The organism is Trichococcus sp. K1Tr (assembly GCF_028309625.1).
In the GTDB taxonomy this organism is placed as follows: domain Bacteria; phylum Bacillota; class Bacilli; order Lactobacillales; family Aerococcaceae; genus Trichococcus.
In genome coordinates this window covers 394480-406984 of the sequence record NZ_JAQMHR010000003.1, presented here as the reverse complement: position 1 = coordinate 406984, position 12505 = coordinate 394480, and the positions used below count along the sequence as shown (strand labels likewise).

Below are 12505 nucleotides of genomic sequence, written 5' to 3'. Positions count from 1 at the left end.
CTCGATTACTGCGTTACATTTTTTAGCGCTCGTATCTTTTACGATAATCCTTCAGCAGCACATCAAACATCCGGATACCATTAGCTGCGCTGGCAGCATCGGCGGGACTTTTCGCTTTTCCGTTTAGTTCGTCAACGACTGTTTGGATGAACGGCATTGCGACGTGCTCCGGTTTTTAGAAGGTGTAGAGCGTTTTTTCACCGTCCTTGACTAGGTGGATCCATTCTAAGCTCGTGCTCTCGAAGACCAAGGTCCCTTCCGAACCCACTATTATCATTTCATAGAATCCGGCTCGGTTCTCAACGATACCCGTCATCGAAGTGATAATAGTGGGGATTAACAAACTAAAATCTTTATTACTTTACTGACACTTGATATTTAAAAACAGTATTTTGTCACTTGAAGGTCGGAATTTATGAAGAACTGATTACTCTCCAAAAATATAATGAAAATCATCACAGTTCACTTTTTATCCAATAAAATTAATTGCAAAATTTTATTGAATACAAAGAAGAAAGTTGCTACATATTGATGTATAATTTGAGTGAAAAGGGGTGTTTTTGTGTCAAGACCAAAAATTTCAAATGCTATCAAAGCTGAAGTGAGAAAAAAATGTTACTATGGTTGTGTTATTTGCGGAAACCCAATTGTGGAATATGAACATATAAAGGAATGGCATGTCGAAAAGAAACACGAACTAGAAAATTTAACATTACTGTGCCCAATGCATCATTCTGAAGTTACAAAAGGTTTGATAGACAAAGATTTTGTTTCGTTAAAATCAAAAAATCCTTATAATAAAGGGAAACTTCTTTCTCCAAATTATCATATCAATTATTATGGAGATGAATTCGAAGTTTTATTAGGATCTAATACAAGTAAAGAAAAGCATTTTACTGATGCAGAACGCGTCATTGTTAGGTTCATGAATCGTAATATAATAACCGCCAGATTTGAAGAGGGTAACCTACTCATTAGTTTAAATTATTTTGATGAAAATAATAAGTTGGTATTCGCAATTCATGAGAACGAGATGATATTCAATTTAAATAGTTTCGATATAATTAATGTGAAAAATCGATTCATACTTAAGGAAAATAATAGAACAGTGATTAACATCCATATAGCTCCTCCTCGCAAACTTGTTGTATCTACCCTAATTATGAAATCCGGAGATTTAGAGCTTTCTGTTACTGAGGAGTACATAAATTATTGTGGAACTAAAATGTCGAATATGCACTCTTCATACAATGGAGGCGCTGCATTTAATTTTAATTAGCGAACATCAGTTAATTGTGAAGAATCCACTTTCATCGGATAAAATTATGAGAATACAATCTAATAAACTATCTGTAATTTACCCTATTTATTTTAATAAATGATAGATTATACTCAATGATAAGACCTTTGATTAAGTTAGCGAATTCAGGACGGTGTATTGGCCCGGATGGAACGACACCCGCATGCCGCTCTTGCGGATCTTCGCGCCGATGTGCTGGAAGGCTTCGGCGTGGATGTCCCACCAAGGGAGCGCGTTGACCTGGCTGGAGCCGAACGGGATCAGATCCTAGCTGATGCGGAACAGTTTGATGTTGTTCTTGCGGTTGTAGTCGATCATCTTCTCCAGCGCGGCCAGATTATGCGCGGTCACCTCCGTCAGCTTCTCCGGGGTCGCGTTGCGCTGCATAACGCTGCGGATATTGGTGTTCGGTGTACCGATGTTGAGGCAGGCATAGCCGATGGACATAGACCTCATCCTTTCTCTTTTATGTCATTCTTGGAAAGTTGGATATTATAAATTATCAAACCCTAATCTTTGAATAGTCCTTCGATGTTCCACAGTTCACTTTTATCTAGTAACATTCCATACAAAATTTTCATTTGATCAGTAGTTAATACATCATTAGCGCAGTTACGTAGCAATTCTTTACTTATAATATCTTTTCGATGTTCAATTAATTTATCCGCGAAGTCTTTATTTCTGAAGAAATTTACCCACATATAATCAGAAGTATCAATCTTACTATAATCAAATTCATCTGGGTTAACTAAAAATGACAATGGCTCCGAGTATTCAATGTAGGGAACAAACTTTTCAACAGGAATCGGGACATCAAATAATTTTAGTAATACGCAATAATTAAGAGTATCTTGTAAATGATCTGGATAGCTATAGATCCCTGGCGCCTTTACTCTCTTATCTTTTTCTTTCTCAATAACTTCTAGAAATTTTGTCAAAATCAAATCGGAGTATGGTATGTTATCATCAATAATTAACCAAAATATCTCCTCGTTGCTGAATTCCCGTAAATTTTCTAATATATAGTCTCTCCATTTTTCTTGTTTTAAAAATTTATGAAACAAATAAACACGCTTCTTCTTGATCTTATCAGTTGTACTTTTTTCTATAAAATCCTCTATTTTCTTCAAAATAGATTGATCTGCATAAATGGATAATTGAGTTATTATATTTTTATATCCATAAAAATCATTTACTTCGATTGTTTCAACAACTTCCTCTGCGATAAATGATGCTAACAAATCTTTATACGCATTATCTGCTTTTCCTGTGTTTTTTTTCAAAAATATGGCAAGCAATTTGAAAAAATCATTATCCATTGTCGCATTCATTTTCCCTATTTTTTTCATAGACATATTAATGCCCAATAATACTCTTTTTACCTCATCATTTGATAGCTCAAGTTTAGTAATTATAATTAAGAAAGAATTTAATTGTGTTAACATTTCAACATTTGCATATATTCTCATTGAAACACAAAAGTTCTCAAATTTATTTATTATTTCAACATGCTCATCCACAGTAATTGACTTAACTTTATACTCGCTAAACCATTTTTCTAATTGCTTTGGATTGGTATACTTTACAAACATATCCAAATCTACTGAATTTAAAGGGTATTGTTTCTGTTCGTTTTTTCTTTGTCCAAAAATATCACTATTCAGATTGTTCTCTGGAGCATATGTACAGATAACAGCTTTTAAATAGGGTTCTATCAGAGTTTTGGGATCACTAAAATGATCAAGCATCAGAAAATTTCCCTTTAAATAGAAATAATAATCATATACGATTGCCTGTAAATCAAATATCTCTCCAAAGTCTTGCCCATACACTAATCTATTGCGACTTCTTAAGTATGTATTTTCATGTTTTTTCAGCATTTCATTTGCTTTATACAGGTTACTTTCCATTCCGTAATATATTTTCTTTAGGTATGTTAAGGATTTGCTTACCTTCATAGGAAGATTGTCAAATATGCTTTCTATTTCCTTTCTCTCTATTTCGAATTCACTAAAATTCCTTTGTTTTAGAAACAAAGAATTCATTTTAAAAACAATCAAATCAAAAATACTGTCAGACTCTTTGAGATCATGCAAAGCATTAAACATTTCGTACTGACACTCTCCATTATTACCATACGGAAATACCAAATTATAGTAATAAGCCTTGGCAATTCTGTTCTTGATATTGTCCAATCTTAATAACAAGTCTACATATCTATTCTCAATATAAAGATCAAAGAGTTTATCTTCATCAACATTAATCAACATCGACGCAACAGGAAAATGTTCGTCTGCAAATTGCACTAAATTTATGCCTGTTCTTATTATCACAGAACGGATAAAGTCCGCTTTTGGAGACTCCGACTTCAATATCGATTCTAAAGACCTATAATCTTCTTCTTGATAAAAATAGAGTATATCTCTCTTCAAAACAGAATTGTTGAATTTATGAATTGCTCTCAAATCTTCATACGATATTCTGTTGTACCCTGTAAAAATCTGATATTTATCAAATAGTATATTTTCGAGAGGATCCACTAAATAGTCACTTTTTTCATCCAAAATATAATCCAAATAGGAATATACTTTTTTCCCTATCTCAGGTAATTCTACACCTTTATTCTTTTGTAGTATTGCTTCTGGAAGGTTCTTGCTATCCAAAATGTATATATTACTCATCTCGAAATATAATTTTTCATAAGCCTTGATTTCACCATCTTGAATTTGAATTATATAATTGTTTGGTCTGTTGTGGTTTGCCTCATGTTTTTTTGCTAAGTAGTTAATCCATCCCATGATCAGCTTCAAATTATAATCATTCAAAGAATATCCAATAAATAGAAAAGTATGATCAACTAGCAAGGATTTGATGTACGTTTCAATCAAAATATGAGTCTGGCTGTATTCAATGTAATCAGATTCCTTCAACACAATATTATCTAATGAATCAATATCTCCATGCATTTTTATGATATACCGATTGTTATTTTGGGCCAAAAGATGTTTATCTTCACTAATAACTGAGTAGAGTCGCACATTTGGATCGTTTGAGTTTTCTAGTAATTTATCATAGTTAGTCGTAATTATGTGGTGAGGTAGTAGCTTAAATATAATGTCATTAATCGCATTTGAAGGTGAATCTGAACTTAAAGTTCTTTGAATTATCTCTTTGTAGTTTTTATAATCATGACTTTCATCCGAATCGTAATAATACTGAGGTATTTTCAGAAATTCATCCTGGGTTAGATTCGCCTCTCGCTTGATAATTCCTTTTGATTCATCGTTTGTATTGTCCTCAAAGTAATTTAACTCTTTTGCGAACTCTTTAACTAAGATTCCCCAAGTTGGAATATTTGAGTTAGCTGATACACCGGCTCCTACAAATACTACTAATTTATTGTTCTCTCTAGCTTGTCTAATATCTCGTATTTTCTCTGATAACAACATTTGCAAGTCCCTCCACTATAAATTCCACCACAACAAATCAAGTGCCTACTTCGTACTCATTTTAACCTTATATTGACGATTTTTGAATAAAAATAATCTATTATCTTGAAATGCATAGCATATTATCAATTCAAAAAAGAATAAGCTGACATATAATATTCTGCACATATGGAGCCTGTTTTAATAAACGTGTTTAGATAAAACTACTCTGTTTCAATAAAACAGTTTTGATACAGCCTTGAACCTTCACACGACTGTACTGCCTTTCGTCGGTGGTTCAGCTGTCTTCATTCTTCGTTCAACCGACAGCCTTAATTTTTATCTACGATTAAACATTCAAAAAAAGACCAAATGTCGAAAGAAAAAGCACCCACTACAGCAGGTTGTCGATATTCAGGCTGGCATAACTGATTGAATTAGGGATGCTCCTTACATACTGAGTTCCTGATGAAATTCAATCATTGAATTTCATATTGGGATCAGCTTTCATATCTCTCCCGGTAATCCTTCAACAACTCATCGAACATCCGGATGCCGTTGGCTGCGCTAGCGGCATCCGCTGGGCTTTTAGCGCGGCCGTTCAATTCGTCGACGACGGTCTGGATGAATGGCATGGCGACATGCTCCGGCGTTTCGAAAGTGTAGGTCGTGGTTTCGCCGTCCTTAATCAGGCGGATCCACTCGAAGCTCGTGCCTGCGAAGAACAAGGTCCCTTCCGAACCGATGATCGTCACTTCATCCAGATTGAAGTCGGCGACATAACACCAGGCGGCCGACCCGACGACGCCGTTCGCGAAGCGGAAGGAGGCCGAGACGGTGTCCTCCACTTCATAGAGTCCAGACCGGTTCTCGACGATGCCGGTCATTGCGGTGATATCACCGAAGTAATAAGCCAAGTAATCGATCACATGCACTTGGATATCCAGGTCCTTCCCGCCTCCAGCGGCCGGCAACAGACGCCAAGGCAAGTCGTCCTTATCCAAGTCTTCGGGTGCTGGCCGCTGGTATTGACGTATTTCCACCAATTGCGGTTGCCCAATCGCTCCCTCATCCAGCAATTCCTTTATTTTCTGGAATTTTTCGAGCGCCCTGCGGTAGAAGCTGACGAATACCGGCAAGCCTTTCTCCCCGGCTGCGTCAAGTATCGCTTGGCATTCCTCGAATGTGCGCGCCATCGGTTTCTCGATCAACGGCACCTTGTTCGCCGCAATCACCTGCATGGCGTAGTCGAAATGGGTGGCCGGCGGTGTGGCGATGTAGACTACCGTGATTTCTTCGTCCGCCAGCAGCTCCTCGACCGTCGCATACACCTGACCGTGCCCATGGCGTTTCACCCAATCATGTGCCTTGTCTTCCGTGCGGTTATATACCCCTTTCAATCGGGACCCGTTCGCTTTGTAGAGCCCTGGTCCGCTTTTCTTCTCGGTTACGTCACCGCAGCCGATCATTCCCCATACAGTCTCTTTCATACCCATCCCCTTTTCTGCGATTGCTCATTTCTATGTATAGCCTATTATACGCGACCGTAGGTTGGTTTACCTGCACAAATGCTTCATACAGAACAAGCCCCCGAGGCGATTACGTCGCTTCGGGGGCTTATTGCTACTTTGGACAAAGAATCTACAGATGTAATACCGTCCTGGGCGTTCGCCCGGCAGGAACAACTTGTGTCGACTATTCGACATCCTGAGTTCTTCGTTCAGTCGACGGATTTAGCTTGTGTTGACTGTCCGGTATTCTTCGCCCTTCGTTCAGCCGACATCCCTGCTTTTCGTCGGCTGTTCGGCAATCTTCGCTCTCCGTTTAGCCGACGCATCTGCTTTTCGTCGGCTGTTCCACATCCAACGTGCTGCTCATTTGCATGCGGACTTTCTCTATACTTAATTATTTGTCAAAAAGAAAGTCATCGCTTTTTGCATATAAAATAGGTGTGATTCAATGTCTTGAGGGATTACGTTTTAGTCGTGGAGCACTCGTGAGCTACGGTTGTAACGCTATTATTTATTTTCCGAACCGTTTCTTACGCTCTGTTGAGATCAGCTTGTTCTGCTTTTGATTACTATTTTTTTTTTTTTACGAACAAAATCGTAAGGCCCACAGAAATAACTACTGCAATAATTACTGCCCAATAAGGAATTCCTCCTTGTGTTTGAGTAATGGGCTGATTCGCTCGTGCGCTGTATTCCTCAACCGAGTCATTGTTGATTTCAAAATTTTCTTCTACAAGCATTTCCTTTCCCGCCACATCGGCAGTAATAGAAAGAGTATATTTTCCTGATTCCAGTGCAGAACTGTCCCAGTTCATAGAGAAATTTATTTTAGTTTTCGGTGCCATGATTATAGGTTCAAAATTGCCTGAAAAAAGTTCTTTTCCCTCTTCGTCAGACACTTTATATTCACCAGCGATCTGTCTTTGAATGATGGGTGCATCGTTGAGCATCTCAATATAAACTTTTGGGCCGACTGCATTAAAGCCCGCTTCGCCAAATGAGAACGCTGGTTCTGCTTGTCCTGGCAAATCGAGCTGTATGGCTATTGCAAAGGCTGTTTTCGTTATAACTTTGAATTGAGCGGTATCCTTTTTAAGGGTTTCACTTGCTTGTTCACTAACTTCTACTTCTTCTTCAATAAGTACTCCCCCAATAATCGTGCCCTTATTCATATTGGGGACGGTAATCTCAATGGGAACTTCGATAGTCTCATTTGCTTTTATTACGACTTCATTCTCCATTGAAATATTTTGGGATAACGCAAAAGCTTCATCTAATATTGCTGTGTCAAGAGAGTCTACATCCACATCATAAAATATGCCGCCAGTGGTTTGGCTGTATGCATTTGTCGGTGTTAAGTTCACCAAAATATCTTCGCTTTTGTTATTTTTGATTTCAATATAAATTGTTTGCTTTTCATTTGGATTTACCTGCAGATTAAAATACCCACTGACTCCATCTTTTTGGTTGTCAGGCAATATGGCTTTTATCGACATGGGTAGCTCTGTCGCCTCGGATGCTGCTACCTGTGGAGACATTGCTATGCCTAAAACTGCCGTTAGCACAAGCAAAAAAACTGCACTATTTCTAAAATACTTCATAAATTTCCCTCCGTAAATCTGTACAGTCATATTTTTCATTTCAGTATTAATAATACCAACTTAAACTTAAAAGAGCGAGCCAAAAAAGTTTAGACCCGAATCACTGGAACGAATAAGCGGAGATTGATCATGGACCATCTGAGCATTATTCGTGAAGTAACATCGGGTCTGCTTTTGGAACACGTTTACGATTAATTGGTAGGCAAAAGAAAGAGGCTAGGTCTTTGTCCCAGCCCCTTTAAGAAATCATCTTAAGCTAGATTAAATACTTGGCCCTTCTGCAAATGTCATCGTAATAGTTGAGGTATAGGTACCTGCTTTAGCATCCTTAGGGAGCAAAGTCAATGTCATAGGAGCTATATTTACTGTATAGATTCCCATCCCCTCATTTATACCTGCATCTAAAATTGTGACACCGCTAGGGTTATCGATTGCACCGCTTCCAATCACTATATTCGTAACAGGTGTAGAATCAGTACCAGCTTCGATAGATACAACCCCAAGTGCTAACGAATTAGGGGGTAATGTCTTTAGGGCGCTATGAGCAGCTTCAGCATTTGTAAATGTTGTTGCCTTCAAGGTTACATCCCAACCACCACCAGTACCTCTGGCATCAGTAAGTGTGATAGGGGATACTGCGGAAGTTGTTGTTTTAGTGGTACCATTTAAGGTTACGGCATCAAAGTTGCCAGCTGTAAACCCAGTAATTGTCGCATTGGTGGTACCTGTAACTCCTGTTGTAGTTTCTGCAGCAAAGGCTGTGCTCGTTCCCATTACACTTAGCAACATTGTGATAGCTGCTATTTTATTCATTTTCTTTAACATTTTATCCCGCCTTTTCTTTTTCGATTTGGTCGTACGAATTTGTAAACTGTATACAGATTAACCAATTTTTTCTAATATTTTCTCAATGAAAACCCCTTTCGGTAACTGGCTACCACCCGTTTTTATACAGAAGGCCCTTTAGCTTTGCGTCCCACCTTTTCAGATGGTTTGCCTTTATCGTTGCATTTCCGCAATTATATACTGAGGTTTTCGGAAAAATCATTCAGCTCAACGCTTTGAGCTGTTTTATCAATAATCGATCCGCCTAGTAATAATAATTCAGAAAGCAGGTTTATCGCAGAGAAACTATTTGAAAATATTTTACTATTCAATGGAATAATCTGAATTTGTCATATATTTTGCCAAATAATCTTTCTATATTTACTATATTTCTAAATTGCTCAATTGTCAAATTAAGCTAGACAAAAGTGAAAATATCTGAAATTATACCCAACACTTTTGCCGACACGAAAAAAAGCGCACCCATGAGCGAGCGCCCGAATAAAAGGCAAGCCAGTGTCCAACAGGTATGCGTTCAGCCGAGAGATCGACAGGCTGTCGGGTGTTCCGGATACTGTCCTGGGTGTACACCCGACAGGAACGACTTGTGTCGACTATTCGACATCCTGATTTCTTCGTTCAGTCGAGGGATTTAGCTTGTGTCGACTGTTCGGTATTCTTCGCCCTTCGTTCAGCCGACATCCCCGCTTTTCGTAGGCTGTTCGGTATCATTCGCTCTCCATTTAGTCAACACCCTGATTTTTCGTCGGCTGTTCGGTATCATTCGCTTCACGATCAGCCGACGGGGGCGGGTTCCGTCGGCTATTCAGAATGTAAAAACATCTGAATGTCAAAAGAAAAAGCCCCCGCCGCAGCGGGAGCCTAAAGTTCTTGCTTTATTAGATGAATAGGTTCAAGTTTGCATCCATCGTGTCGCCGATGTAAGTTGCTACACCGCCGAAGTCCACGCCTTCGATGATTTCTTCTTCTTTGATGCCCATGATGTCCATTGACATTGTGCAGGCCACCATCTTGACGCCCATTTTTTGTGCTTGCGCAATCATGACAGGGATGCTGTCAACGTTCTTCTGTTTCATGACGGCTTGGATCATCTTCGAGCCCATGCCGCCCATGTTCATTTGGGAGATCGGCAATTTACCGGCATGTTTCGGCAACATGATGTCGAACATTTTTTCCATGCCGCGTTTCGCTACGCTGACTTTTTCCGGACGCTTGATGACGTTCAAGCCCCAGAAGGTGAAGAACATCGTCACTTGCTTGCCGTAAGCCGCTGCTCCGTTGGCGATGATGAAGGAAGCCAAGGCTTTGTCCAAATCCCCACTGAAGACAACCATCGTTGCGCCGTCTTTCGTTTCCTGCAGGACAGGTGCTTGTGTCGCTTGAGCTGCCAATGCTGCTTGGTTGAAACCGGCTGGTGCTGCGCCAGCTTTGCCTTTCGCTACGTGGGCACGAACGATCTTACCGTCGATTTCTTTCGAGAGCAACGTATTGCCGGTGTTCTTCGTCCAGGCTGCGATGTCAGCCAGGAAGCCGAAGTCGGATGCTTCGATGATCAGTTCCTGACCGTCGACCATCTTGTCGATGTTCTCTTTCACTTTCAGGATCGGACCCGGACACTGCAGTCCGCAGGCATCGACTTGGATCGTGTTGCCGACCGGTTGGGCTGGCTTCGCGTGTGTTGGTTCCACATGAACCGCCTCTTCCGGCGCTTCTTCTTTATAATTTAAAGTCGTGTTTGCTTGTTTGTAAGTTTTGTAGCCGCCGTCCAGGTTCTTGACGGTGAAGCCGTTCTGCATCAGGATGCGGGCTGCGTTGTAGCCGCGGTGGCCGACTTGGCAGAACACATGGATCGTTTTGTCTTTCGGCAATTCGCTCATGCGCGCACGGACATCGCCCAATGGGATTGTGTAGGCATTGCCCAATACGCCGGTCGCCAATTCGAAGTCTTCACGGACGTCCAGGAAGAACGCGCCGCTTGCGATCAGGCCGTCGACTTCATGCCATTGGAAAGTGTCGATCGTGCCTTCCAGAATGTTGGAAGCCACATAGCCGGCGATGTTGGCTGGATCTTTTGCGGATGAATACGGTGGTGCGTATGCCAATTCCAAATCCGGCAAGTCGTAGACGGTCGCGCCCAATTTCATGGCTGTCGCGATGACGTCGACGCGTTTTTCGACGCCTTCCATACCGACTGCCTGCACACCCAAGATTTTGCCGTCCAAGCCGAACAACAATTTGATGTCCAACGGGGAAGCCCCTGGGTAATAACCAGCATGGGAGTTCGGATGAATATGCACGACTTTATAGTCGGTGCCGATACGTTCCAAAGTTTTTTCGTTGTTTCCGGCTGCCGCTACTGTCAATTCGAAAACTTTCGCGACGGAAGTTCCCATCGTGCCTTTGTAACGGACATCCATACCGTTCAAGTGGTCAGCCACCAAGCGGCCTTGACGGTTCGCTGGCCAAGCCAATGGCACAACTGTCGGGCTGCCGTTGACGAAGTCAGTCACTTCGATGACGTCCCCTACTGCGAAGATGTCCGGATCGGATGTCTGCAGTTGGTCGTTCACGACGATTGCGCCTCTGAAGCCTGTTTCCAAGTTGGATTCGATAGCCAAATCGTTTTCCGGTGTCACGCCGATGGATAGGATCGTCATATCTGTATTCAGCACTTTGCCGCTGTTCAAGCGGACTTTCATGCCGTTCTCTTCGAAGGCTTTGACGCCGTCGCTCAAGATCAATTGCACGTTATGCATATCGATGTGCGCATGCACGGATTGCGCCATTTCGAAGTCGATCGGTGCCATGACCTGGTCGCTCATTTCGACCAAGGATACGTGGATGCCCAATTCCCATAGGTTTTCCATCATTTCCAAGCCGATGAAGCCGCCGCCGATCACGGTCGCGCGTTTCACTTGGTGCTCAGTGATGTAGGCTTTGATCTTGTCCATATCCGGAATATTGCGCAAAGTGAAGATGTTTTTCGCGTCATCGATGCCTTCGATGGCCGGTTTGATCGGTTTTGCGCCAGTCGAGATGATCAGCTTGTCATAGCTTTCTTCTGTTGTAGCGCCTGTTATTACGTGTTTCACTGTGATTGTCTTTTTGCCGCGGTTGATCTTCACGACTTCGCTGAAGTTCTTGATGCCAATGTTGAATTTCTTGGCCAAGCCGCCGACTGTCTCCAACAACAGGTTATCGCGTTCTTGGATTACGCCGCCGATATGGTAAGGCAAGCCACAGTTCGCGAAAGAGATGTATTCACCCTTTTCGAAGATGACGATTTCGTCCTCTTCATTCAATCTTCTCAAGCGTGCTGCTGCTGTCGCTCCGCCGGCTACGCCGCCGATGATCACAATTTTACGTTTCATTCTATATAATCCTCATTTCACAAAGTTTTTAAGTTTCGGTTGTATGCAGATAATAATACCCCGGTAGGTATAATTTGTAAAGGGAAATGTGTCGAAAATATTAAAAACTTTTTGCACAAACTCTCAATGCCGGCCCGTCAGTGCCGCCCAGCTCCGACGAAAAGCGCTTTCGTCGGAGCTAGGCTTCCGGTGACCCGCTCTCATCCTGTTACCGGTCTTTCGCCGAAGCTGAGCACGCGGACAGAGGTTGTCCTCCGGCGAGCAAGGTCTCCTCGGAGGTGAGAGATTTGCGCTCGCCTCTGCTCCGGCGAAGCCAACCCTAATCGGAGCTGGTGCTTTCCTCCGGTGAACGCCCCTCTCAACGGAGTTGTGGTTCCGCTAATCCATCCTCCTCCTGTTACCGGAACCCAGCCGGAGCTGAGCGCGTAATCGCACTCTGTCCTCCGAC

The 12505-nt window shown here is 41.7% G+C and carries 9 protein-coding genes and 1 riboswitch; of the genes, 1 reads left to right on the top strand and 8 read right to left on the bottom strand.

The features are described 5' to 3' along the window. Positions 1-22: 22 nt before the first annotated feature. Positions 23-157, bottom strand: a complete 135-nt coding sequence (locus PH235_RS08290) for a hypothetical protein (protein WP_272161887.1) — start codon at positions 155-157, stop codon at positions 23-25. Between the two features lie 405 nt (positions 158-562). On the opposite strand from PH235_RS08290, the gene PH235_RS08285 reads away from it, so the two are divergent. Further along, positions 563-1279 (top strand): HNH endonuclease, encoded by a 717-nt coding sequence (locus PH235_RS08285; protein WP_272161886.1) that lies wholly within the window; start codon positions 563-565, stop codon positions 1277-1279. Between the two features lie 132 nt (positions 1280-1411). Here PH235_RS08285 and PH235_RS14560 read toward each other — a convergent pair whose 3' ends face one another. The 7 genes from PH235_RS14560 to PH235_RS08255 all read right to left on the bottom strand — a co-directional run bounded on the left by PH235_RS14560 (position 1412) and on the right by PH235_RS08255 (position 12057). Further along, positions 1412-1561, bottom strand: coding sequence for a hypothetical protein (locus PH235_RS14560; RefSeq protein WP_334223638.1), 150 nt, complete (start codon positions 1559-1561; stop codon positions 1412-1414). Between the two features lie 6 nt (positions 1562-1567). After that, a complete protein-coding gene (locus PH235_RS14555; protein WP_334223636.1) occupies positions 1568-1747 on the bottom strand; it encodes a hypothetical protein in 180 nt (59 codons plus the stop codon). Between the two features lie 62 nt (positions 1748-1809). After that, the gene (locus PH235_RS08275) at positions 1810-4749 is read right to left on the bottom strand and encodes an SIR2 family protein (protein WP_272161885.1); all 2940 of its coding nucleotides are present in this window, start codon (positions 4747-4749) and stop codon (positions 1810-1812) included. A gap of 479 nt (positions 4750-5228) precedes the next feature. After that, positions 5229-6218: a Gfo/Idh/MocA family protein gene (locus PH235_RS08270; RefSeq protein WP_272161884.1), complete on the bottom strand. Its 990-nt coding sequence runs from the start codon at positions 6216-6218 to the stop codon at positions 5229-5231. A 590-nt stretch (positions 6219-6808) separates the two neighbouring features. Then, entirely contained in the window at positions 6809-7840 is a 1032-nt protein-coding gene (locus PH235_RS08265; RefSeq protein WP_272161883.1) for a DUF916 domain-containing protein, read from the bottom strand. Between the two features lie 261 nt (positions 7841-8101). Then, positions 8102-8665, bottom strand: a complete 564-nt coding sequence (locus PH235_RS08260; RefSeq protein ID WP_272161882.1) for a WxL domain-containing protein — start codon at positions 8663-8665, stop codon at positions 8102-8104. Positions 8666-8762: 97 nt separating this feature from the next. Continuing rightward, a riboswitch (cyclic di-GMP riboswitch) is annotated at positions 8763-8848 on the bottom strand. A 716-nt stretch (positions 8849-9564) separates the two neighbouring features. After that, the gene (locus PH235_RS08255; RefSeq protein ID WP_272161881.1) at positions 9565-12057 is read right to left on the bottom strand and encodes a CoA-disulfide reductase; all 2493 of its coding nucleotides are present in this window, start codon (positions 12055-12057) and stop codon (positions 9565-9567) included. Between the last annotated feature and the right edge of the window lie 448 nt (positions 12058-12505).

Bases quoted from the DNA above. Each gene is read 5' to 3' on its own strand.
- PH235_RS08290 (WP_272161887.1), bottom strand. From the start codon at position 157: ATGCCGTTCATCCAAACAGTCGTTGACGAACTAAACGGAAAAGCGAAA.
- PH235_RS14555 (WP_334223636.1), bottom strand. From the start codon at position 1,747: ATGTCCATCGGCTATGCCTGCCTCAACATCGGTACACCGAACACCAAT.
- PH235_RS08275 (WP_272161885.1), bottom strand. From the start codon at position 4,749: ATGTTGTTATCAGAGAAAATACGAGATATTAGACAAGCTAGAGAGAAC.
- PH235_RS08270 (WP_272161884.1), bottom strand. From the start codon at position 6,218: ATGAAAGAGACTGTATGGGGAATGATCGGCTGCGGTGACGTAACCGAG.
- PH235_RS08265 (WP_272161883.1), bottom strand. From the start codon at position 7,840: ATGAAGTATTTTAGAAATAGTGCAGTTTTTTTGCTTGTGCTAACGGCA.
- PH235_RS08260 (WP_272161882.1), bottom strand. From the start codon at position 8,665: ATGTTAAAGAAAATGAATAAAATAGCAGCTATCACAATGTTGCTAAGT.
- PH235_RS08255 (WP_272161881.1), bottom strand. From the start codon at position 12,057: ATGAAACGTAAAATTGTGATCATCGGCGGCGTAGCCGGCGGAGCGACA.